The sequence below is a fragment of the Streptomyces sp. NBC_01017 genome (genome assembly GCF_045162795.1).
In the GTDB taxonomy this organism is placed as follows: domain Bacteria; phylum Actinomycetota; class Actinomycetes; order Streptomycetales; family Streptomycetaceae; genus Streptomyces; species Streptomyces machairae.
In genome coordinates this window covers 6,797,301-6,820,329 of sequence record NZ_CP108683.1, presented here as the reverse complement: position 1 = coordinate 6,820,329, position 23,029 = coordinate 6,797,301, and the positions used below count along the sequence as shown (strand labels likewise).

Annotated in this window: 20 protein-coding genes; 13 read left to right on the top strand and 7 right to left on the bottom strand. The window is 69.4% G+C overall.

From position 1 onward, the window contains the following. Nucleotides 1-14: 14 nt before the first annotated feature. Genes OG331_RS31285 through OG331_RS31275 form a run of 3 tightly spaced genes read left to right on the top strand, consistent with a single transcriptional unit; the run spans nucleotide 15 to nucleotide 4,075 of the window. On the top strand, nucleotides 15-1,979 hold the full coding sequence (locus tag OG331_RS31285; RefSeq protein WP_406202351.1) for an acetyl-CoA carboxylase biotin carboxylase subunit: 1,965 nt from the start codon (nucleotides 15-17) through the stop codon (nucleotides 1,977-1,979). Then, a complete protein-coding gene (locus OG331_RS31280; protein ID WP_406202349.1) occupies nucleotides 1,976-2,908 on the top strand; it encodes a hydroxymethylglutaryl-CoA lyase in 933 nt (310 codons plus the stop codon). The genes OG331_RS31285 and OG331_RS31280 overlap by 4 nt, the downstream gene beginning before the upstream one ends. A gap of 6 nt (nucleotides 2,909-2,914) precedes the next feature. Beyond that, the gene (locus OG331_RS31275; protein ID WP_406202347.1) at nucleotides 2,915-4,075 is read left to right on the top strand and encodes an acyl-CoA dehydrogenase family protein; all 1,161 of its coding nucleotides are present in this window, start codon (nucleotides 2,915-2,917) and stop codon (nucleotides 4,073-4,075) included. Nucleotides 4,076-4,111: 36 nt separating this feature from the next. Here the strand turns inward: OG331_RS31275 and OG331_RS31270 are convergent, their stop codons facing one another. The 3 genes from OG331_RS31270 to OG331_RS31260 all read right to left on the bottom strand — a co-directional run bounded on the left by OG331_RS31270 (nucleotide 4,112) and on the right by OG331_RS31260 (nucleotide 6,733). Then, nucleotides 4,112-5,260 (bottom strand): sensor histidine kinase, encoded by a 1,149-nt coding sequence (locus tag OG331_RS31270; protein WP_406202345.1) that lies wholly within the window; start codon nucleotides 5,258-5,260, stop codon nucleotides 4,112-4,114. After that, nucleotides 5,253-5,948, bottom strand: a complete 696-nt coding sequence (locus OG331_RS31265; protein WP_406202343.1) for a response regulator transcription factor — start codon at nucleotides 5,946-5,948, stop codon at nucleotides 5,253-5,255. The genes OG331_RS31270 and OG331_RS31265 overlap by 8 nt, the downstream gene beginning before the upstream one ends. 80 nt (nucleotides 5,949-6,028) lie before the next feature. Continuing rightward, on the bottom strand, nucleotides 6,029-6,733 hold the full coding sequence (locus OG331_RS31260; RefSeq protein WP_406202341.1) for a VanZ family protein: 705 nt from the start codon (nucleotides 6,731-6,733) through the stop codon (nucleotides 6,029-6,031). A 250-nt stretch (nucleotides 6,734-6,983) separates the two neighbouring features. On the opposite strand from OG331_RS31260, the gene OG331_RS31255 reads away from it, so the two are divergent. From OG331_RS31255 to OG331_RS31230, 6 genes are all read left to right on the top strand, one after another. After that, on the top strand, nucleotides 6,984-8,030 hold the full coding sequence (locus OG331_RS31255; RefSeq protein ID WP_406202339.1) for an ABC transporter substrate-binding protein: 1,047 nt from the start codon (nucleotides 6,984-6,986) through the stop codon (nucleotides 8,028-8,030). 124 nt (nucleotides 8,031-8,154) lie between these two features. Next, nucleotides 8,155-8,964, top strand: coding sequence for a siderophore-interacting protein (locus OG331_RS31250; protein ID WP_406202337.1), 810 nt, complete (start codon nucleotides 8,155-8,157; stop codon nucleotides 8,962-8,964). 137 nt (nucleotides 8,965-9,101) lie between these two features. After that, nucleotides 9,102-10,544 (top strand): lysine decarboxylase DesA, encoded by a 1,443-nt coding sequence (desA, locus tag OG331_RS31245; protein ID WP_406202335.1) that lies wholly within the window; start codon nucleotides 9,102-9,104, stop codon nucleotides 10,542-10,544. Beyond that, nucleotides 10,528-11,805 carry a lysine N(6)-hydroxylase/L-ornithine N(5)-oxygenase family protein gene (locus OG331_RS31240; RefSeq protein WP_406202333.1) on the top strand — a complete coding sequence of 426 codons (1,278 nt, stop codon included), beginning with the start codon at nucleotides 10,528-10,530 and terminating at the stop codon, nucleotides 11,803-11,805. The genes desA and OG331_RS31240 overlap by 17 nt, the downstream gene beginning before the upstream one ends. Beyond that, nucleotides 11,802-12,341, top strand: a complete 540-nt coding sequence (locus OG331_RS31235; RefSeq protein WP_406202331.1) for a GNAT family N-acetyltransferase — start codon at nucleotides 11,802-11,804, stop codon at nucleotides 12,339-12,341. Before OG331_RS31240 ends, OG331_RS31235 begins: the two co-directional genes overlap by 4 nt. Next, nucleotides 12,338-14,110 (top strand): IucA/IucC family protein, encoded by a 1,773-nt coding sequence (locus tag OG331_RS31230; RefSeq protein ID WP_406202329.1) that lies wholly within the window; start codon nucleotides 12,338-12,340, stop codon nucleotides 14,108-14,110. The genes OG331_RS31235 and OG331_RS31230 overlap by 4 nt, the downstream gene beginning before the upstream one ends. Before the next feature lie 145 nt (nucleotides 14,111-14,255). Here OG331_RS31230 and OG331_RS31225 read toward each other — a convergent pair whose 3' ends face one another. Beyond that, complete coding sequence (locus OG331_RS31225) at nucleotides 14,256-15,830, bottom strand: beta-N-acetylhexosaminidase (RefSeq protein WP_406202327.1); 1,575 nt, start codon at nucleotides 15,828-15,830, stop codon at nucleotides 14,256-14,258. A 70-nt stretch (nucleotides 15,831-15,900) separates the two neighbouring features. On the opposite strand from OG331_RS31225, the gene OG331_RS31220 reads away from it, so the two are divergent. Further along, entirely contained in the window at nucleotides 15,901-16,785 is an 885-nt protein-coding gene (locus tag OG331_RS31220; RefSeq protein ID WP_406202325.1) for a DUF4429 domain-containing protein, read from the top strand. Nucleotides 16,786-16,810: 25 nt separating this feature from the next. On the opposite strand, the gene OG331_RS31215 is transcribed toward OG331_RS31220, so the two are convergent. Then, nucleotides 16,811-18,373, bottom strand: coding sequence for a purple acid phosphatase family protein (locus OG331_RS31215; RefSeq protein ID WP_406202323.1), 1,563 nt, complete (start codon nucleotides 18,371-18,373; stop codon nucleotides 16,811-16,813). Nucleotides 18,374-18,581: 208 nt separating this feature from the next. On the opposite strand from OG331_RS31215, the gene OG331_RS31210 reads away from it, so the two are divergent. Next, complete coding sequence (locus tag OG331_RS31210; RefSeq protein ID WP_328427477.1) at nucleotides 18,582-18,839, top strand: hypothetical protein; 258 nt, start codon at nucleotides 18,582-18,584, stop codon at nucleotides 18,837-18,839. Nucleotides 18,840-18,853: 14 nt separating this feature from the next. Continuing rightward, a complete protein-coding gene (gene glmS, locus OG331_RS31205; RefSeq protein WP_406202321.1) occupies nucleotides 18,854-20,671 on the top strand; it encodes a glutamine--fructose-6-phosphate transaminase (isomerizing) in 1,818 nt (605 codons plus the stop codon). A 170-nt stretch (nucleotides 20,672-20,841) separates the two neighbouring features. On the opposite strand, the gene OG331_RS31200 is transcribed toward glmS, so the two are convergent. Both OG331_RS31200 and OG331_RS31195 read right to left on the bottom strand, forming a co-directional pair. After that, nucleotides 20,842-21,408, bottom strand: coding sequence for a GPR1/FUN34/YaaH family transporter (locus tag OG331_RS31200; RefSeq protein ID WP_406202319.1), 567 nt, complete (start codon nucleotides 21,406-21,408; stop codon nucleotides 20,842-20,844). A gap of 150 nt (nucleotides 21,409-21,558) precedes the next feature. Continuing rightward, entirely contained in the window at nucleotides 21,559-22,086 is a 528-nt protein-coding gene (locus tag OG331_RS31195; protein WP_328881464.1) for a universal stress protein, read from the bottom strand. Between the two features lie 350 nt (nucleotides 22,087-22,436). Here OG331_RS31195 and OG331_RS31190 point away from each other — a divergent pair, with 350 nt between their 5' ends. Further along, the gene (locus OG331_RS31190; protein ID WP_406202317.1) at nucleotides 22,437-22,754 is read left to right on the top strand and encodes a hypothetical protein; all 318 of its coding nucleotides are present in this window, start codon (nucleotides 22,437-22,439) and stop codon (nucleotides 22,752-22,754) included. Nucleotides 22,755-23,029: the final 275 nt, after the last annotated feature.

The following is a 23,029-nucleotide window of genomic DNA, read 5'->3' as shown; positions in this document are numbered from 1 at the left end:
GGGGGACTGTGCAGATGACGCAGACCATGTTCGACACGGTCCTCGTGGCCAACCGGGGCGAGATCGCCGTCCGCGTGATCCGTACGCTCCGCTCGCTGGGCGTGCGCTCGGTGGCCGTCTTCTCCGACGCGGACGCCGACGCCCGCCATGTCCGTGAGGCCGACACGGCGGTACGCATCGGTCCGGCGCCGGCGGCCGAGAGCTATCTGTCCGTGGAGCGGCTGCTGGAGGCGGCGGCCCGCACCGGCGCCCAGGCCGTCCACCCGGGATACGGCTTCCTCGCGGAGAACGCCGGCTTCGCGCGCGCCTGCGCCGACGCCGGGCTGGTCTTCATCGGACCGCCCGCCGACGCCATCTCGCTGATGGGCGACAAGATCCGGGCCAAGGAGACGGTGAAGGCGGCCGGCGTCCCGGTCGTCCCGGGCTCCAGCGGCAGCGGGCTCACGGACGCCCAACTCGCCGACTCCGCCCGCGAGATCGGCATGCCCGTGCTGCTCAAGCCGTCGGCCGGCGGTGGCGGCAAGGGCATGCGGCTGGTGCGGGACGCGGCGGTGCTGGGTGACGAGATCGCCGCCGCCCGCCGTGAGGCCCGCGCCTCCTTCGGTGACGACACGCTCCTCGTCGAGCGGTGGATCGACCGGCCCCGGCACATCGAGATCCAGGTCCTGGCCGACGGCCACGGGAACGTCGTCCACCTCGGGGAGCGCGAGTGCTCCCTGCAGCGGCGGCACCAGAAGATCATCGAGGAGGCGCCGAGTGTGCTCCTCGACGAGGCCACGCGAGCGGGAATGGGCGAGGCTGCCGTACAGGCGGCCCGCTCCTGCGGTTACCGGGGCGCGGGCACGGTGGAGTTCATCGTGCCGGGCGGCGACCCGTCCTCGTACTACTTCATGGAGATGAACACCCGCCTCCAGGTCGAGCACCCGGTCACCGAGCTCATCACCGGACTCGACCTGGTGGAGTGGCAGCTGCGGGTGGCGGCCGGCGAGCCGCTGGCCTTCGCGCAGGAGGACGTACGCCTCACCGGGCACGCGGTCGAGGCCCGGATCTGCGCCGAGGACCCCGCGCGCGGGTTCCTCCCCTCGGGCGGCACGGTTCTCAAGCTGCGCGAGCCCCAGGGCGACGGCATCCGCACCGACTCCGGGCTCAGCGAGGGCACCGAGGTCGGCAGCCTGTACGACCCGATGCTGTCCAAGGTGATCGCGTACGGCCCCGACCGCGCCACGGCGCTGCGCAAGCTCAGGGCGGCTCTCGCGGAGACGGTGACGCTGGGCGTGCAGACGAACGCCGGGTTCCTGCGGCGGCTGCTCGCGCATCCGGCGGTCGTCGCGGGCGAGTTGGACACCGGGCTGGTCGAGCGCGTGGTGGACGACCTGGTCGCCACGGACGTACCCGACGAGGTCTACGAGGCGGCGGCAGCCGTCCGGATGGAGGCGCTGCGGCCGCGGGGCGACGGCTGGACGGACCCGTTCTCGGTGCCGAGCGGCTGGCGCCTCGGCGGCACCCCGAAGCCCGTCGGCTTCCCGCTGCGGGTGCAGGACCCGGTGGAGTACGCCCCGCGCGGCTCCGCCACCGTCACGGACGGCCGCGTGTCGGTGACCCTGGACGGCGTCCGGCACACCTTCGACCTCGCCGCTCTGCCGGACGGCACCTGGCTGGGCCGGGACGGCGACGCCTGGCACGTGCGCGACCACGACCCGGTCGCCGCGTCCCTCACCGGGGCCGCGCACTCCGGCGCCGACTCCCTCACCGCGCCGATGCCGGGGACGGTGACGGTGGTGAAGGTCGCCGTCGGGGACGAAGTGGCCGCCGGGCAGAGCCTGCTGGTCGTCGAGGCGATGAAGATGGAGCACGTCATCTCCGCCCCGCACGCCGGCACGGTCGCCGAACTGGACGTCACACCCGGTACCACCGTCGCCATGGACCAGGTCCTGGCGGTCATCACCCCGGTGAGCGACCCCGCACAGGAGGAGCGATGACACTGCCCATGGTCGTGCCGGCGCCGGGTCTGCCCGCCCGCGTCCGCATCCACGAGGTCGGGGCCCGCGACGGCCTGCAGAACGAGAAGTCGACCGTGCCGACCGAGATCAAGGCGGAGTTCGTGCGCCGCCTGGCGGAGGCGGGGCTGACGACGATCGAGGCCACCAGCTTCGTCCACCCCAAGTGGGTGCCCCAACTGGCCGACGCGGAAGAGCTGTTCCCGCTCGTCAGCGACCTCCCGGTGGCGCTCCCCGTCCTGGTCCCGAACAACCGCGGCCTGGACCGCGCCCTGGCCCTCGGCGCCCGCCGGGTCGCCGTCTTCGCCAGCGCCACGGAGTCCTTCGCCAAGGCCAACCTCAACCGGACGCTCGACGAGTCACTGGCGGTCTTCGAGCCGGTCGTGGCCCGAGCCAAGGACGAGGACATCCATGTCCGCGGCTATGTCTCCATGTGCTTCGGCGACCCCTGGGAGGGCGCGGTCCCGATCCACCAGGTGGTCCGCGTGTGCAGGGCGCTGCGCGACATGGGCTGCGACGAGCTCAGCCTGGGCGACACGATCGGCGTCGCCACGCCCGGCCATGTGCTGGAACTCCTCTCCGTGCTGGGCGAGGAGGGCGTGCCCACGAACGTCATCGGCGTCCACTTCCACGACACCTACGGCCAGGCACTGGCCAACACGTACGCCGCGCTCGAACACGGCGTCACCACCGTCGACGCCTCCGCAGGCGGCCTCGGCGGCTGCCCCTACGCCAAGTCCGCCACCGGCAACCTCGCCACCGAAGACCTCGTGTGGATGCTGCAGGGTCTCGGCATCGACACCGGAGTCGACCTCGACCGCCTAGTCGCCACGAGCGCGTGGATGGCCGAGCAACTGGGCCGACCCAGCCCGTCCCGCACCGTACGAGCCCTGTCCCACAAGGAGCAGTGAACAGCCATGGACCACCGTCTCTCCCCCGAACTGGAGGAACTCCGCCGCACGGTGGAGGCGTTCGCCCACGATGTCGTGGCGCCCAAGATCGGCGACTTCTACGAGCGCCATGAGTTCCCGTACGAGATAGTGCGGGAGATGGGCCGCATGGGCCTGTTCGGCCTGCCGTTCCCCGAGGAGTACGGCGGTATGGGCGGCGACTATCTGGCGCTTGGCATCGCGCTGGAGGAGCTGGCCCGCGTGGACTCCTCGGTGGCCATCACCCTCGAAGCGGGCGTCTCTCTCGGCGCGATGCCGATCCACCTCTTCGGCACCGACGCCCAGAAGCGGGAGTGGCTCCCCCGCCTGTGCTCCGGCGAGATGCTCGGCGCCTTCGGCCTGACCGAGCCCGACGGCGGCTCGGACGCGGGCGCGACGCGCACCACGGCCCGCCTGGACGAGTCGACGGACGAGTGGGTGATCAACGGCACCAAGTGCTTCATCACCAACTCCGGTACGGACGTCACCGGCCTGGTCACGGTCACGGCGGTGACGGGCCGCAAGCCGGACGGCAAGCCGCTCATCTCGTCCATCATCGTCCCGTCCGGCACCCCGGGCTTCACGGTCGCGGCGCCGTACTCCAAGGTCGGCTGGAACGCCTCCGACACCCGTGAGCTGTCCTTCGCGGACGTCCGCGTCCCGGCGGCCAACCTCCTGGGCGAGGAGGGCCGCGGGTACGCCCAGTTCCTGCGCATCCTGGACGAGGGCCGCATCGCCATCGCGGCACTGGCGACGGGCCTGGCGCAGGGCTGTGTGGACGAGTCGGTGAAGTACGCGAAGGAACGTCACGCCTTCGGCCGCCCCATCGGCGCCAACCAGGCCATCCAGTTCAAGATCGCCGACATGGAGATGAAGGCCCATACGGCCCGCCTTGCCTGGCGCGACGCGGCCTCCCGCCTGGTGTCCGGGGAACCCTTCAAGAAGGAGGCGGCGCTGGCCAAGCTCTACTCCTCCACGATCGCGGTCGACAACGCCCGCGACGCGACACAGGTCCACGGCGGCTACGGCTTCATGAACGAGTACCCGGTGGCCCGGATGTGGCGGGACTCCAAGATCCTGGAGATCGGCGAGGGCACGAGCGAGGTGCAGCGGATGCTGATCGCGCGGGAGTTGGGGCTGGTGGGCTGAGTCCCACGGCCGGGCGGGCCCGCTGTCCCGGGAGCCTCAGCTCTCTTCGACGATTCGGCGGGCCCCGCCCGGGGACGGTGCCGACGGCGTGCCGGGAAGCCGGACCGTGACGAGGAGTCCGCCGGCGGGGCGGGGGACGAGGTCGAGGGTCCCCTCGTGGGCGCGGACGATGCTGTGCACGATGGCCAGCCCGAGGCCGACCCCGGCGTGCTCGTCGGCGCGTACGCGTTCCGTGCCGCGCTGGAAGGGCTCGGTGAGGGTCGGCAGCAGCTCCGGCGGGAGCGTACGGCCCGTGTTCTCGACCCGCAGCACGCTCGTGTCGCCGTGGGTCCCGGTGTGGACCGTCACGGTGCCGCCGGCGGGGAGGTTGTGGACGATGGCGTTCTGGACGAGGTTCGTCGCCATCCTCAGCAGGAGCTCCGCGGAGCCGCCGGTCCGGGTCGCCCCGCCGGTGACGTCGAGCGTGATCCCGCGCTGTTCGGCGAGGGGAAGCAGGGTTTCGGCGGCCTCTTCGGCGACGAGGGAGAGGTCGACGCTCTCGCGGCTGACGTGCCCGCGGTCGCTGCGGCTGAGCAGCAGAAGGGCCTCGGTGAGGTCGATCGCGCGCGTATTGGCAGCCTGTAGGCGTTCGATGAGTTCGCCCCGGTCCCGCGTCGGGTCCTTGCGGGCGACGTCGAGGAGCGTCCGCGAGATGGCCAGCGGGGTGCGCAGTTCATGGGAGGCGTTCGCGGCGAATCTCTGCTGTTCGGCGACATGGGACTCGAGTTGACGGAGCATCGAGTCGAACGTGTCGGAGAGTTCACGGAACTCGTCCTGGCGGCCCTTCATGCGGATCCGGTGGGACAGCGACCCGTTCCCGGCCCTCCGCGCCGCGTCCGTGATCTGCGTGAGCGGTGCGAGCATCCGTCCGGCGAGGATCCATCCGCCCAGGAGGCCGAACACGAGGAGGAGGGCCAGGGCTGCGGCCGCGGCGGGAGCGAAGCCGCGCAGGAGCTCGGAGCGGTTGGGCCCGACGATGATCACGGGGCCGAACGTCTTCTGGAGGGCCCTCGGGTCGTTGGCCGGCAGCCAGCGCAGCACGAACACCCACATGACGGCCAGCAGGAGAGTGCCGGCGACGAAGAGGAATCCGGCATAGCTGAGGGTGAGCTTCAGCCGGACGCTGCACCCTGGTCGTCTATTCATGCGTGCCGCCGGGGTGGGTGGTGTCCGTGCCGGTGTCGATCCGGTAGCCGACGCCGGGCACCGTGGCGATGATCCATGGTTCGCCGAGCCGTTTGCGCAGTGCGGAGACGGTGATGCGCACGGCGTTGGTGAGGGGGTCGGCGTTCTCGTCCCAGGCCCGTTCGAGCAGCTCTTCGGCGCTGACGACCCCGCCCTCGGCGGCGACGAGCACTTCGAGGACGGCGAACTGTTTGCGGGTCAGCGCGACGTAGCGTCCGTCGCGGAAGACCTCCCGGCGGAAGGGGTCGACCCGTAGGCCCGCGATCTCGCGGACCGGGGGCCGGACGTACGCCCGCCTGCGGTCGAGCGCCCGCAGCCGCAGCACGAGCTCCCGCAGCTCGAACGGTTTGGTGAGGTAGTCGTCGGCGCCGATCTCGAACCCGGAGGCCTTGTCGTCGATCCGGTCGGCAGCGGTGAGCATGAGGATCGGAATGCCGCTGCCGGAGGCGACGATGCGCCGGGCGACCTCGTCGCCGGAGGGGCCGGGGATGTCACGGTCGAGGACCGCGAGGTCGTAGGAGTTGACGCCGAGCAGCTCCAGGGCGGTGTCGCCGTCGCCTGCGATGTCGGCGGCGATCGCCTCCAGCCGTAGACCGTCACGGACGGCTTCGGCCAGGTAGGGCTCGTCCTCCACGATCAGTACGCGCATGGCTGGAGCCTAAGCAGCGGAACGTATCGCGGACGTATGCAAGGACATGTGCAAAGACCTGTGCACACCGGACACGCGCCTCAGCCCGTCGGAACCGGCGCGGGGCGAGGCCGGTCCGACGGCGCGTCCGCCGTGGTGCGCCACCAGCGGCGCGATGCCAGCGCGGCCAGCACGGCGCCGGCGGCGTTGACCAACACGTCGTCCACGGACGACACCCGGTCGAGGCGCAGCACGTACTGTGCGGTTTCGACCAGGACCGAGCAGCCCGTCCCGAGCGCCAGGATCCGCGGCACGGACGCCAGCGCCGCGAACCGCATCGGGGCGAAGAACCCCAAGGACGCGAAGACCAGCAGGTTGCCGACGATCCCGAGCGGCCCCATCGTGACCAGGTCCCGCAGCGGCACCAGGCTCACCCGGGCGGGGGCGATGCCGGGCAGGGCGCCCGGCATCATGGTCAGCCACAGGAACGGCACCGTCCCGTGGACCATGCCCACCTCGGCCAGCGACGTCCGCCACGCCGACGGGACCCCGGCGCCACGCCGACGCCGTGCAAGCGCCCACGCGACCAGCACGGCCAAGGGCAGCGCGACCAACGTCATGAGCACCACCCCGTTGAAGGTGTCGAAGCAGCCGTGCCACCGCCCCGCCATGCACCTCGGAGCCGACATCATGAGCGGCCCCCGCACGACGAACAGGGCGCTCGCGATGCCGAGGACCGCCGGACCGAGGAGCACGATCCTGCGGGTGTGGCGGGGCGGTGCCGACTGGGATGCGTTGGGGTTCATGCCCCCATTGGAGACGGAGGGTCCGTTGCCGCGGCGTATGCGATTTTCGATACGCCCGCGATACGCGCGAAGAGCGCCAACAAGCCCTCAATGCAAGGGCGTTGAACCTTGTTGGTTCAGGTACACATCTCTCAGGTCACGCACAGCTTCGATCACAAGGGACCCACCCCTGGGAGATCAGCTCAGGTTAGGCTAACCTACCTTCGAATTGTCCGGCCGGTGATCAGCCCTGTTCGAAAGCAGCGTACCCATGTCCAACGCAAGAGCCACCCACCTCACCCGTCGCGGCATCCTCGCCGCGGGCGGCGCCCTCGGCCTCGGCGCCGTGCTCGCAGCCTGCGGGGACGACGACGCGAAAAACGGTGGCTCGGACGACGCCACGACCGCTGCCAAGTCCGGTCCCTGGACGTTCAAGGACGACCGCGGCACCACCGTGAAGCTCGACAAGGTCCCCACGAAGATCGTGGCCTTCGTCGGTGTCGCCGCCGCCCTCCACGACTACGGCATCGAGGTCAAGGGCGTCTTCGGCCCGACCAAGACGCAGGACGGCAAGGCCGACGTCCAGGCCGGCGACATGGACATCAGCAAGCTGACCGTCTTCGGCAACGTCTGGGACCAGTTCAACGTCGAGAAGTACGCGGCGTTCGCCCCCGAGGTCCTCATCTCCACGACCTTCGACAGCGCGGGCACCCTCTGGTACGTCCCGGAGGCCTCCAAGGACAAGATCGCCAAGCTCGCCCCGAGCGCCGCGGTCTCCGTCTACGACCGCCAGATCACCCAGCCGCTGCAGAAGATGTGGGAGCTGGCGGAGTCCCTCGGCGCGGACATGAAGGCCGGCAAGGTCGCCCAGTCCAAGAAGGAATTCGAGGCCGCGGCCGAGCGTCTGCGCAAGGCCGCCAAGGCCCGCCCCGAGATCAAGGTGATGGCCGGTTCCGCGAGCCAGGACATCTTCTACGTCTCCGGCACGAACCTCTCCATCGACCTTGAGTACTTCAAGGCCCTCGGCGTGAACTTCGTCGAGCCGCCGGAGAGCGCCAAGAAGGAGGGCGGCGGCTGGTTCGAGAGCCTCAGCTGGGAGAACGTCGACAAGTACCCGGCCGACATCATCATGATGGACGACCGCTCCTCGACGATCCAGCCGGCCGACATCACCGAGGCCACCTGGAAGAAGCTGCCCGCGGTGAAGGCGGGGCAGGTCATCGGCCGCTCCCCCGAGCCGATCCTGTCCTACGACAAGTGCACGCCGCTGCTGACGAGCCTGGCCGAGGCGATCGAGAAGGCCAAGAAGGTCGCGTAGGCGCTCCGCTGGGAGAGCCGGTTCATCGCCGTAGACCCACCGCACCGTGGTGAACTGCGAGTCCGCCGTGGCTGGTCGCGCAGTTCCCCGCGCCCCTTTGGGGCGCGTCACCTCAGGAGCACATATGACGACCGCCGTAGCCGCCCCGTTCCGCTTCTTTTCCCTTCAGGTCGTACGGACGCGGCGGCTCGGGCCGTCCCTGGTCCGGGTGACCTTCGCCGGGACCGATCTGCACGCCTTCCACTCCGACGGGTGTGACCAGAGCCTGTCGGTCTTCCTGCCGCACCCCGGCCAGACCGAGCCCCAGGTCCCCCTCGAACTCGGTGACGGCTGGTGGCAGGGATGGCGTGAACTCCCTGACGACGTCCGCGCCGTGATGCGGTCGTACACGCTCCGCGCCCTGCGCCGGAACCCCGACGAGATCGACATCGACTTCGTCCTGCACGAACCCGCCGGGCCCGCCTCGCACTGGGCCTCCCGCGCCGCCGCCGGTGACCGGGTCCTGCTGCTCGGTCCGGCCGTCGCCGACAACCGGGCGATCCGGTTCCGGCCGCCGCAGGACACCGACCTCGTGGTGATCTGGGGCGACGACACCGCCGTGCCCGCCGTCTCCGCCATCCTCGAAACCCTGCCCGCCGGGACCCGCGCCCGGGTGTGGCTGGAGGTGCACGACGCCGGGGACGTCCAGGACCTGGTGACCGAGGCCGATGCCGAGATCACCTGGCTGGTCGAGGAGGACGGCCTCGATGCCGTCCGCACCGCCGAACTGCCGCCCGCCGAGCGTCCGTACGTCTGGATCGCCGGTGAGTCCGGCCGTGTGAAGGCGTTGCGCCGGCACTTCGTCGGTGAGCGCGGGATCGACCGGCGCCGGGTGACGTTCGTCGGCTACTGGCGCCGGGGGATGACCGAAGAACAGCTGCGCGCCGCCGAGTAGTTACCGCTGGGAGCCACGTGATCACAGTCACGGCCGAGGCTGCCCTGAATTCGCGTCACTTAGGTTAGGCTAACCTAAGTTGACGCACGCCCCCGCACCCCGCACCACACGGCCCGTCCCCACCGGAGGACCTCCCCATGCGCTCGCACCTGCTCAATGACACGACCGCGGAGCGGTACCGCAGCTCCGTGACCGAAGGTATAGAGCGGGTGGCAGCCAAACTCGCCGCCACCGACCGTCCGTTCACCGGTGTCACCGTCGACGCCCTCGCCCCGGCCATCGACGCGATCGACCTCGACCAGCCGCTGCACGACACCGCCGCGGTCCTCGACGAGCTGGAGGACGTCTACCTCCGGGACGCGATCTACTTCCACCACCCCCGCTACCTCGCCCACCTCAACTGCCCGGTCGTCATCCCGGCCGTGCTCGGCGAGGCGATCCTCTCCGCCGTCAACTCCTCCCTGGACACCTGGGACCAGTCGGCCGGCGGCACGCTCATCGAGCGCAAGCTCATCGACTGGACCACGGACCGAATAGGTCTCGGCGAGAACGCCGACGGTGTCTTCACCTCGGGGGGCTCACAGTCCAACCTCCAGGCGCTGCTGCTGGCCCGCGAGGAGGCCAAGTCCGACAGCCTGGCGAAACTGCGTATCTTCGCCTCCGAGGTCAGCCACTTCAGCGTGAAGAAGTCCGCGAAGCTCCTCGGGCTCGGCCAGGACGCCGTCGTCTCCATCCCCGTCGACCACGACAAGCGCATGCAGACCGTCGCGCTCGCCCATGAGCTGGAGCGCTGCAAGAAGGACGGCCTGGTCCCCATGGCCGTCGTCGCCACCGCCGGCACCACCGACTTCGGCTCCATCGACCCGCTGCCCGAGATCGCCGAGCTGTGCGAGCAGTTCGGCACCTGGATGCACGTCGACGCCGCATACGGCTGCGGGCTGCTCGCCTCCGTGAAGTACCGGGGCCGCATCAACGGCATCGAGCGCGCCGACTCCGTCACCGTCGACTACCACAAGTCCTTCTTCCAGCCGGTGAGTTCGTCGGCCGTGCTGGTCCGCGACGCCTCGACGCTGCGCCACGCGACCTACCACGCGGAGTACCTCAACCCGCGCCGCATGGTCACCGAGCGCATCCCCAACCAGGTCGACAAGTCCCTCCAGACGACCCGCCGCTTCGACGCCCTCAAGCTGTGGATGACCCTGCGCACGATGGGCGCCGACGGCATCGGGCAGCTCTTCGACGAGGTCTGCGACCTGGCGGTGGAGGGCTGGAAGCTGCTGGCCGCCGACCCGCGCTTCGACGTCGTGGTCGAGCCGTCCCTGTCCACCCTGGTCTACCGCTACATCCCGGCGGCCGTCACCGACCCCGCCGAGATCGACCGCGCCAACCTGTACGCCCGCAAGGCCCTGTTCGCCTCCGGCGACGCGGTGGTCGCGGGCACCAAGGTGGGCGGCCGCCACTACCTGAAGTTCACCCTGCTCAACCCCGAGACGACGACCGAAGACATCGCCGCCGTCCTCGACCTGATCGCCGGCCACGCCGAGCAGTACCTGGGAGAGTCCCTTGACCGCGCGTCCTGAAAACCCGACCAAAACCCATGACTTCGTGGGGATCGGGCTCGGCCCGTTCAACCTCGGCCTCGCCTGCCTGACCGAGCCGATCGACGAGCTCGACGGCGTCTTCCTGGAGTCGAAGCCGGACTTCGAGTGGCACGCGGGCATGTTCCTGGACGGTGCCCACCTCCAGACCCCGTTCATGTCGGACCTGGTCACCCTGGCCGACCCGACCTCGCCGTACTCCTTCCTGAACTACCTGAAGGAGAAGGGCCGCCTGTACTCGTTCTACATCCGGGAGAACTTCTACCCGCTGCGGGTCGAGTACGACGACTACTGCCGCTGGGCCGCGAACAAGCTGAGCAGCATCCGCTTCGGCACGACGGTCGCCGAGGTGACGTACGAGGACGAGCTGTACGTCGTGACGACGACCGCCGGTGACACCTACCGCGCCCGTCACCTGGTCCTCGGCACCGGCACCCCGCCCTTCATACCCGAGGCCTGCCAGGGCCTGGGCGGCGACTTCATCCACAACTCCCGCTATCTGCAGAACAAGGCGGAGCTGCAGAAGAAGGAGTCGATCACGCTGGTCGGCTCCGGGCAGTCCGCGGCGGAGATCTACTACGACCTGCTCAGCGAGATCGACGTCCACGGCTACCGGCTGAACTGGGTCACCCGCTCCCCACGCTTCTTCCCCCTGGAGTACACCAAGCTCACGCTGGAGATGACGTCGCCGGAGTACGTCGACTACTTCCGCGAGCTGCCGGAGGCGACCCGCTACCGCCTCACGGCCGAGCAGAAGGGCCTGTTCAAGGGCATCGACGGCGACCTGATCAACGAGATCTTCGACCTGCTCTACCAGAAGAACCTCGGCGGCCCGGTCCCGACCCGACTGCTCACCAACTCCTCGCTGAACGGGGCGACGTACGAGAACGGTACGTACACCCTGTCCTTCCGCCAGGAGGAGCAGCAGAAGGACTTCGACCTCGACTCGCAGGGCCTGGTGCTGGCCACCGGTTACAAGTACGCCGAGCCGGAGTTCCTCGCGCCCGTCAAGGACCGGCTGGTCTACGACTCCCAGGGCAACTTCGACGTCGCCCGCAACTACGCCGTCGACGTCACCGGCCGCGGCGTCTTCCTCCAGAACGCCGGCGTCCACACGCACAGCATCACCAGCCCGGACCTGGGCATGGGGCCGTACCGGAACGCGTACATCATCCGCGAGCTGCTCGGCACCGAGTACTACCCGGTCGAGAAGACCATCGCGTTCCAGGAGTTCTCCGTATGAGCATCGGCACTTTCACCGTCCGCGCCCTCGATCCCCTGAAGGACGCCGAGCTGCTGCACGGCTGGGTCACCGACCCCAAGGCGGCCTTCTGGATGATGCAGGACGCCAAACTCCAGGACGTCGAGCGCGAGTACATGCGCATCGCGGCCCACGAGCACCACCACGCGTACCTGGGCCTGCACGACGGCGAACCGGCGTTCCTGATGGAGAGGTACGACCCCCGGTACGTCGAGCTGGTCGGCCTGTACGAGCCCGAGCCCGGCGATGTCGGCATGCACTTCCTGGTCGCCCCCACCGACCGGCCCATCAGCGGCTTCACCCGCGCCGTCATCACCGCCGTGATGGACGAGCTGTTCGCCGACCCGCGCACCCGCCGGGTCGTCGTGGAGCCCGACGTGGGCAACAAGGCCGTACACGCGCTGAACGAGGCCGTCGGCTTCGTGCCCGACCGTGAGATCGACAAGCCGGAGAAGCGCGCGCTGCTGAGCTTCTGCACGCGCGATCAGTTCTTGTCCGCCCGAGGAGTAGCTGTATGACCCTGTCCGACGCCGTAGCGCATCTGTCCCCCCACCGCTGGGCGCGGGCCAACCGCCTCCTGATCCGCAAAGCCCTCGCCGAGTTCGCGCACGAGCGGCTCATCACGCCGGAGGCCACCGGCGCCGGCGAGTACGCCGTCCGCAGCGACGACGGTCTGACGCGGTACACCTTCAAGGCGGTGATCCGGGCCCTCGACCACTGGCAGGTCGACGCCGACTCGATCACCCGCCACCGGGACGGCGCCGAACTCCCGCTCGCCGCCCTGGACTTCTTCATCGAGCTGCAGAAGTCCCTGGGCCTGAGCGAAGAGGTCCTGCCGGTCTACCTGGAGGAGATCTCCTCCACCCTCTCCGGCACCTGCTACAAGCTCACCAAGCCGCAGGTCCCGGTCGCCGAGCTCGTGAAGGCCGGCTTCCAGGCCATCGAGACCGGCATGACCGAGGGCCACCCCTGCTTCGTCGCGAACAACGGGCGGCTCGGCTTCGGCATCCACGAGTACCTGTCGTACGCCCCCGAGACCGCGAGCCCGGTCCGCCTGGTGTGGCTCGCGGCCCACCGCTCGCGTGCCGCGTTCACGGCCGGCGTCGGCATCGACTACGAGTCCTTCGTACGGCAGGAGCTGGGCGAGGAGACCGTCGAGCGCTTCAACGGCGTCCTGCGCGACCAGGACCTCGACCCCGCCGACTACCTCCTCATCCCCGTCCACCCCTGGCAGTGGTGGAACAAGCTCACCGTCACCTTCGCCGCCGAGGTCGCCCGGGGGCACCTCGTCTGCGTCGGCGAGGGCGACGACGAGTACCTGGCCCAGCAGTCCATCCGGACCTTCTTCAACCGGTCCAGCCCCGAGAAGCACTACGTGAAGACGGCCCTGTCCGTCATCAACATGGGCTTCATGCGCGGCCTCTCGGCGGCGTACATGGAGGCCACCCCGGCCATCAACGACTGGCTCGCCCAGCTCATCGACAACGACCCGGTACTGCGGGACACCGGCCTGTCGATCATCCGCGAGCGCGCCGCCGTCGGCTACCGGCACCTGGAGTACGAGGCGGCCACGGACCGCTACTCGCCGTACCGCAAGATGCTGGCCGCGCTCTGGCGCGAGAGCCCCGTCGCCTCCCTCCAGGAGGGCGAGTCGCTGGCCACCATGGCCTCCCTCGTCCACGTCGACGACGAGGGCGCGTCCTTCGCGGGCGCGCTGATCGAGCAGTCGGGGCTGACGCCGGTGGAGTGGCTGCGCCGCTACCTGAAGGCGTACTACACCCCGCTGCTGCACAGCTTCTACGCCTACGACCTCGTCTACATGCCGCACGGCGAGAACGTCATCCTGGCCCTGAGGGACGGAGTCGTCGAGCGCGCGATCTACAAGGACATCGCCGAGGAGATCGCGGTCATGGACCCGGACGCGGTGCTGCCGCCGACGGTCGAGCGGCTGCGCGTGGACGTCCCCGAGGACAAGAAGCTCCTGTCCATCTTCACGGACGTCTTCGACTGCTTCTTCCGCTTCCTCGCCGCGAACCTCGCCGCCGAGGGAATCCTGGCGGAGGACGACTTCTGGCGCACGGTCGCCGAGGTCACCCGGGACTACCAGCACTCGGTGCCCGAACTCGCCGACAAGTTCAAGCAGTACGACATGTTCGCCCCCGAGTTCGCCCTGTCCTGCCTCAACCGCCTCCAGCTGCGCAACAACAAGCAGATGGTCGACCTCGCGGACCCGGCGGGCGCCCTCCAGCTGGTCGGCAACCTGAAGAACCCCATCGCGGGGCTGTAGTCCACGGCCCCCACAAGACAGGCGTGCACCCCCGGAGTACGGTCCTCCGGGGGTGCACGTCTATACGACCGGGGCGTGCGCGCCCTTTGCTTTCAGGGGCGCGGGGAACTGCGCGACCAGCCCCCACCGGCCCGCAGACGACGAATCACCAAGGAACCTGCGGCGACCGATAGAAGTTGATCCCCAACGCCTCCCACCGCGGCCCCTGCGAAGCCAGCCGGACCTTGTAGGCATCCCAGTCATGCGTGGCAGCCGGCGACCACCCGAGCTCGGCCACACCCGCCAGCCTCGGGAACGCCATGTACTCGATGTCGTCCGACTTGGTGATCGTCTCCGTCCACAGCGGAGCCTCCACCCCCCGGATTGCCGAGGCGGGGGCACCCGGGAGGTACGCGGCCGGATCCCAGTCGTACGACCGCTTCACCTCGACCAGACCGGCCCAGTCCAGCCCCAGCGGCGTGTCCGCCGTGTACTTCATGTCGAGGTAGATCCGGTCGGCCGGGGACAGCACGATCCCCGTCCCGTTCTGCGCGGCCTTGGCGACCTGCGCCTTCTCCTCGGCACTCGTACCGTCCAGCCCCCAGTACTGGGCGATCGCCCCCTTCGCCGGAGTCGCTCCGGTCAGCTGATGCCAGCCCACCACCGTCTTGCCGTACTTGGCGACGAGCGGCTGCACGCGGTCCATGAACTTCACATAGTCCTCGTGGCTGGTCGAGTGCGCCTCGTCCCCGCCGATGTGGAGGTACTTGCCCGGCGTGAGCGCGGCGAGCTCCCGGATCACGTCGTCCACGAAGTCGTACGTGATCTCCTTGTTGACGCACAGCGAGCTGAAGCCGACCTCGGTGCCGGTGTAGAGCGGGGGCGCGACGCCGTCGCAGTTCAGCTCGGCGTAGGACGCGAGGGCGGCGTTGGTGTGGCCGGGCATGTCGATCTCGGGGACGACCTCCAGATAGCGGGAGGACGCGTACCGGACGATCTCCTTGTAGTCGGCCTTGGTGTAGTATCCGCCGGGACCGCCGCCGACCTGGGTCGAGCCGCCGTACGTCGCCAGACGCGGCCAGGAGTCGATGGCGATGCGCCAGCCCTGGTCGTCGCTGAGGTGCAGATGCAGCTTGTTGATCTTGTAGAGGGCGAGCTGGTCGATGTAGCGCTTGACCTGGTCGACGCTGAAGAAGTGCCGGGAGACGTCGAGCATGGCGCCGCGCCAGCCGTAGCGCGGGGTGTCCTTGACCGTGCCGCCCGCGACCAGCCAGGGGCCCCGCTGGACGGAGTCCTTCTCGACGGCCGCCGGCAGCAGCTGGCGCAGGGTCTGGACGCCGTGGAAGAGCCCGGCGGGCCGGGCCGCGGTGATGGTGACGCCCTTGCGGCCGCTGTCGAGGCGGTAGCCCTCGTCGCCGTACGAGCCCTTCGCCAGGCGCAGTTGGATGCCGCCGCCACCGTGGGCGGTGACGGGGAGGCGGTAGCCCGTGGAGGGGCGCAGGACGGCCGCGAGGTAGTCGCCGACGCGGCGGGCCTCGCGGGAGTCGTCGACGCGTATGTGTGTGTCGCGGGTGATGCGGTAGGGGGATCCGCTCGGGGCGACCGAGGCGGGCGCGGGGACCACCCGGTCGAGCGGGGTGGTCGATGCCGCCGGTGCGGGGGCCGCCCCTGTCACGGAGACGCCCATCGCGACGAGGAGCAGGGAACCGAGAAGGCGAAACGATCTGTGGCGCTGTCTCACAAGGCCGTCCCTTCCATGGGCCAAGAGGTCTGGACCACTCTCTCGTGAGACTGGTGGAACAATCCACCCCATGGCGGAAATCATCCAGAAGGACGGCACGTGGGTCTTCGACGGCGACGCACTACGGCTGACTCCCGGGCGGGACAAGAACGTCAGCCTGTTCCGCAAGACGCTGGGTGAACTGGTCCTCCCCCTGGGGGCGTTGGCGGGGGTCTCCTTCGAGCAGGGCAAGAAGGCCGGGCGGCTGCGACTGCGGCTGCGGGACGGCGCCGACCCGCTGCTGCACGCCACCGGCGGCCGGCTCACCGAGCCCAACGACCCGTATCAGCTGATCGTCGAGTCCGACCGCTACGGCGTCGCCGAGTACTTCGTGGACGAGGTGCGAAACGCCCTGCTGCTCGACCAGGTCCCGGCCGACCCGGTCGACGCGTACCTGCTGCCGGGCCCCTCGGTGCCCCTGTCGGTCTCCGCCGGGGACGGCACCGCGACCTTCGACGGCGAGAACATCCGCCTGGAGTGGAACTGGAAGACGGAGGACGCCAAGGCCGCCGCCGGCAGCCGCTCCCTCACGGTCACCGACCTCACGGCCGTGGAGTGGCATCCGGCGGCGGGCCTGGAGAACGGCCACCTCCGCTTCACCGTCAGGAACGCGCCCACCAAGGCCCCGCCCAAGTACGACCCGAATTCGGTGGAGCTGTGGGGCTTCAAGAAGGACCCGCTGATGGCCCTGGTCGCGGCGGCGGTCCAGGCCCGCCTCCCGCATCCGGCCAGGGCCACCGGTACGGACGTGGCGGACGCGCGACCGGAGCTGCCTTCCCCTCCGGCCGCGGCCGCCGAGGACGACCACGACGCCCTCCTGCGCCGCCTGCGCGAACTCGGCGAGCTCCATCACACGGGCGTGCTGACGGACGAGGAGTTCACCTTGGCCAAGCAGGCGGTCCTCAAGCGGATGTAGCGCACTTGCCGGGCCCTGCGTGGACCTACTTGGCCCGGCGGGCCACCGTGAAGTGGTCGATCCGGTCACCGGTCTCGGCGATGCCCTGGACCTTCAGGGTGGCGTAGCGGCCCCGCGAGGCGGGCTGGACGTCCACCCGCAGGAACGAGTAGTTGAGGTAGCGCACCCGGGACCAGGCGACCGTCTCGTTCTGCTTGCCGTCCTTGAGATTGACGAAGGAGGCCACGGAGTCGACCTCGTTCTCGTGCCCCTCGTAGGAGTCCGGGGCGCTGAACGCGTACAGGCTGCGGCCCGCCGCACCCGCGGTCACGTACACCACGCCCTCGGTCTCGGGGTACGCCGTGCCGCCGATCTCCAGCTTCTTCGTGACCTTGTCGCCCTTGATCACGTCCGTGCGCTCGTACTGGTGGTTGTGGCCGTTGATGACCAGGTCCACCTGGTACTTCTCGAACAGCGGCACCCACTCCTGGCGCACACCCCCCTCCGAGGCGTGCGCGGTGGAGGTGCAGTACGCGCAGTGGTGGAAGAACACGACGACGAAGTCGATGTCGTGGGCCGCCCGGAACTTCTTCAGCTGCGCCTCGAACCACTTGGTCTGCGTGCCGCCGGAGATGCCGAGGTTGGCGGGGATCTCGTACGACACGTCGTTCGGGTCGAGCGAGATGACCGCGGTGTTGCCGTGGACGAAGGAGTAGACGCCCGGCAGGTTCTTCCGGTCCGGCCCGTTGTCGGGGAGCGTGAAGCGGGCCTCCTCGCCGCCGTAGCCGTTGGGCGAGTACCAGGCCTCCATGTCGTGGTTGCCGTAACTCACCATCCACGGCACCGACTTGGCGACGGACTCGGTCTGGGCCAGGAACTGGTCCCACACCCGCGAGTCGAAGCCGGTGTCGGCGGACTTGCCCTGGCCGGCCGGGTCGGCGTACGCGATGTCACCGGCGTGCAGGTGGAACGCCGGGTTCTGGCCGAGAAGCAGGCTGTCGTTGGCGAGGCCGTGGTAGCTGACGCCCTGGTCGCCGAAGGCCGTGAAGGTGAACGGCTCCTTGTGTCCGGGCGCGGTGGTGAAGGTGCCGAGGGTGCCGAGCAGGTGCGACTCGGCGGGGTCGAAGCCCTGGTGGCCGACGCCGTAGTAGTACGTCCGGCCCGGGCGCAGGTGGCTGAGCTTGGCGTGGACGTAGTACTGGGTGTGGTCGGCACTCGCCCCGACGCCGGCCGGGGTGTGGAGGGTGCGGACCTCGGCCTCGATCTTGCGGGAGAGGTCCCAGGGGTGGGCGCCGATCCGCACGAACGGCTTCTTCACGGCGACCGGGACCTGCCACGAGACGGTCATCTCGGTGCGCGCGTCGTTGCCGTAGGCGAGGTGGCGGCCGAAGGGGGCGACGAGGGCGCCGTCGACGGTCTCGGTGTGCGGGGCCGTCCGCGTCGGCACGGCGGCCTGTGCGGTGGCGCCTGGTACGAAGGTGCCGCCCGCGACGGCGCCCAGCGTGACGGCGCCGCCTCTGATCATCGTGCGCCGCGAGAACTTGGCGCGCAGGTACTCGTGCTGCTCGGCCATGCTCATGCGCTCGGCCAGCTGCTGGGGTACTCCCATGCGAGGAATGTCCATGGCGTCCGAAACTCGTCCCCTCAGGCAACGGGATACGGGCCACGGTATGGACGGCTCCGGAACAGGCTCCCATGAGACCCTCAATGTTCTTCCAAGGAGTTTCAACAGCCCATTGCCAGCCGATTACCAGGCAGCTGCCCGAAATCGGGCAGGATTCTTGCGAAGCGCCCCCTCATACCCCAGGATCTACCGAGTGCACGACGACCTTGTTGATCACCTGACCCGCAGCACGCCCCTCAGCCGGGGCGAGGCACTGCGGGTGATCCAGGACGTGCTCGCCTACTTCGACGAGACGACCGAGGAGGTCGTCCGTCGCCGCCACCGCGAGCTCCAGGCCCAGGGCCTGGTGAACGCGGAGATCTTCGAACGGATCGAGGCGGACCTGAAATACCGGGCGGTGGCACCACCGGAGCTCACGCTCCGCCAGCTGCGCCGCATCGTCTACGGCTAGGGATACCTATATATATGTGCGGAATCGTCGGATACATCGGGAAGCGTGACGTGGCGCCCCTGCTGCTGGAGGGCCTGCAGCGCCTGGAGTACCGCGGCTACGACTCGGCCGGCGTGGTCGTCTCCTCCCCGAAGTCGCCCGCCCTGAAGATGGTCAAGGCCAAGGGCCGGGTGCGCGACCTGGAGGCCAAGGTCCCGGCGCGCTTCAAGGGCACGACCGGCATCGCCCACACCCGCTGGGCCACCCACGGCGCCCCCTCCGACGTGAACGCCCACCCGCACCTGGACGCCGAGGGCAAGGTCGCCGTCGTCCACAACGGCATCATCGACAACGCCTCCGACCTGCGCCGCAAGCTGGAGGCGGACGGCGTCGAGTTCCTCTCCGAGACCGACACCGAGGTCCTCGTCCACCTCATCTCCCGCTCGCAGGCGGAGAAGCTGGAGGACAAGGTCCGCGAGACGCTGCGGCTCATCGAGGGCACGTACGGCATCGCGGTCCTGCACGCCGACTTCCCGGACCGTATCGTCGTCGCCCGCAACGGCTCCCCGGTCGTCCTCGGCATCGGCGAGAAGGAGATGTACGTCGCCTCGGACATCGCGGCCCTGGTCGCCCACACCCGGCAGATAGTGACGCTGGACGACGGCGAGATGGCCACCCTCAAGGCCGACGACTTCCGCACCTACACGACCGAGGGCACCCGTACGACGGCCGAGCCCACGACCGTCGAGTGGGAGGCCGCGTCGTACGACATGGGCGGCCACGACACGTACATGCACAAGGAGATCCACGAGCAGGCCGAGGCCGTGGACCGCGTCCTGCGCGGCCGCATCGACGACCGCTTCTCCACCGTGCACCTCGGCGGCCTCAACCTGGACGCCCGCGAGGCCCGCAAGATCCGCCGCGTGAAGATCCTGGGCTGCGGCACCTCGTACCACGCGGGCATGATCGGCGGCCAGATGATCGAGGAGCTGGCCCGCATCCCCGCGGACGCCGAGCCGGCGTCGGAGTTCCGCTACCGCAACGCGGTCGTCGACCCCGACACCCTGTACATCGCGGTCTCCCAGTCCGGTGAGACGTACGACGTCCTCGCCGCCGTCCAGGAGCTGAAGCGCAAGGGCGCGCGGGTCCTGGGCATCGTGAACGTGGTCGGCTCCGCGATCGCCCGCGAGGCCGACGGCGGCATCTACGTGCACGCCGGCCCCGAGGTCTGCGTGGTCTCGACGAAGTGCTTCACCAACACGACGGTCGCTTTCGCCCTGTTGGCGCTGCACCTGGGCCGCACCCGCGACCTCTCGGTCCGCGACGGCAAGCGCATCATCGAGGGCCTGCGCAAGCTGCCCGCCCAGATCGCCGAGATCATGGAGCAGGAGGGTGAGATCGAGAAGCTGGCCCAGAGCTACGCCGAGGCCCGCTCGATGCTCTTCATCGGCCGTGTCCGCGGCTACCCGGTCGCCCGCGAGGCATCCCTCAAGCTCAAGGAGGTCTCCTACATCCACGCCGAGGCCTACCCGGCCTCCGAGCTCAAGCACGGCCCGCTGGCCCTGATCGAGCCGGCCCTCCCCACGGTCGCGATCGTCCCCGACGACGACCTCCTGGAGAAGAACCGCGCCGCCATGGAGGAGATCAAGGCCCGCAGCGGCAAGATCCTCGCAGTGGCCCACCAGCCCCAGGAAAAGGCCGACCAGACGATCATCGTCCCCAAGAACGAGGACGAACTCGACCCCATCCTGATGGGCATCCCCCTCCAACTCCTCGCCTACCACACGGCCCTGACCCTGGGCCGAGACATCGACAAGCCCCGCAACCTCGCCAAGTCGGTAACGGTCGAGTAGAGGCTTTGGCTTTTAGGCTTTTAGCTTTTAGGGGCGCGGGGAACTGCGCGAGCAACCCCCACAAACCCGCACAGGCCAACGAAACAGGAACGGACCCCCACGTGATGCCACCATGCACGGGGGGTCCGTTCTGATCGCCGGGGAGCCGCCCAACCCCCCAGCCGGCGCAGCTAACCGGTGGCCGTCACCCCCCGGCCCGCAGCGCGTCGCGGAAGTGCGGTGGGCCAGTGCGCGAGAGCCGCCGTCGCGGCGTACCAGGCCACCGCACCCGCGGCGACGGCGAACCAGCCGCCCACCTTGGTGAGCCCGTCGTTGTCCGCGAAGCCGGCGATGGCCATGAGCAGCAGGGACACGAAGAACAACCCGTACGCGGCCTGACCGAGTTGGTCGCCCCCCGCGAGGGTCAGCGTCAGCGCCACGAGGGCGAACAGCAGCAGGAACAACCCGGCCGCGTTGGCGGACACCTGGTTGTCGGCGGAGACGGCCCAGGTGAACCACAGGGCGCCGAGCGCCACGAACGCGGTCCCGTTCGCGGCGTCATGGTCGCGCAGGGCCATCAGGCCGGCGACGAAGAGGGCAATGCCGCCCACGTACTGGGCGATTGATACGGCGTCAGCAGCTGACACGCCGTCGATCACATCGGCGTACCCCAGCCCGAAGGCCAACAGGGTGACACCGAGGGCGAGTCGGCCGACCACGGTGGTTATTCCGCTTCCCGCAGAGACGTCGTTGTCCACGGCGGGCTCCCTTCATGCATGTGCACTTGTGCAGTGAGCGATATATGCCCTTCACAAAGGCACAAACACCTCTACGCGCGAGTAAGTTCACGTATCGCAAGAAGGGGGGCGGCGTCCCGGACGGCTCATCTCACCTGGGACAACGGCGAGTTACGGAATGACAACGACGGGACGCTTGGCCCGCTTGGCGAGCCGCCCGGCGACGGAGCCGAAGATCCGTCCGACGATGCCGTGCGTGGAACCGACGACGATCGCGTCCGCCTCGTACTCCCGCCCGACCTCTTCGAGTTCGTGGCAGATGTCTCCGCCGCGCTCGACGAGGATCCAGGGCACCTCGGCGAGATACTCCGCGCAGGCGAGTTCGAGGCCGAGCACCTCGGTGCGGTGGTCCGGCACGTCGACGAAGACCGGCGGCTCACAGCCCGCCCACACCGTGGTGGGCAGCCGGTTGGCGACGTGGACGATGATCAGGCCCGACCCGGAGCGATGAGCCATACCGATGGCGTACGCCAGGGCGCGCTCACTGGAGGTGGAGCCGTCGAAGCCGACGACGACGCCGTGCTTGAAAGCGGGGTCGCAGGAATGGCGTGGCTGTTCCGCCGCCAGGGGCTCGGCCGCCGTGGGGTCGGCGACGGGCCGCTTGCGGTCCGCGGGTTCGAAGAATTCGTGACCGGCCATGGCTGTCTCGGCGTATTGATCCTTTATGGGTGGGTCCGCGAGCGGAGCTCGCTGACGGATCCAGCAGTCTGCGGCGGAGCTGTGTCCGGGAATGGTCTTCCCAACCCCATACCCCAAGGGTACGGCGGCACGCCTCCTTAACCCAGATCCCCGCTCTCGGTCGTTGCGGGTTCCAGGGAGCATGCACGAGGGGGCGCCCGTCACGCAATGGTTGCTGCGGTGTACAGGCGGTTTGCACAGGGTTCACCCGCGTCGGGAGGTCATGACGGCCGCGCACCAGTGACCGACCGCACGAACATGCGTTGATCACCACGAGCCACCGCCCAGGGAGCCCAGGGAGCACGCACCCAATGTCCGCACCGCGCACACCCACCGAGGACAGCGTCACCGACGTGGTCCGCTGGGCGGCCTTCAGCTGCGTCCTCGTCCCCGTGGTGCTCCTCTGGTACGGCACCTCGCTCGCCGGCGCCGCCGGCACCGCCTTCGGGCTGGCCGCCGTGACGGGCGTGTGCCGCCTGCTGCTGCGCCAGTCGGAACGCGGCGCGGCACGCCTGAAGGCCGGGGAGCAGTTCGGCCCGACGCCCCGGCGCCGCGGACGTCATCACAGGACCGGAACAGGCGCCCATAGAGGCGGACGTCACACTGGGGGAAATACACCGGTCGGTTGACCGGTTTCCGCGCAGGGGCACGCTGCTTTTCAGCCAACTTCTGGCGCGCATGCATCCCCCACCCAGAACACCCCCCAACCCCCGTTCCACCTGCACGGAAAGGGCCTCAGGGGCCCTGCGCACCCTACGTGGATTGGCCACTGCGACAAGGCGCACTTCCCTGCACGGCCCGTGAGTGCAACGCTTCGTGATCGAATGCTTCACGCCAAGTTGCCAAGTCGACAATCTACCGAGTGCCGAACCGGCCACTCAGGCGTGACGCGACACAGTAGATT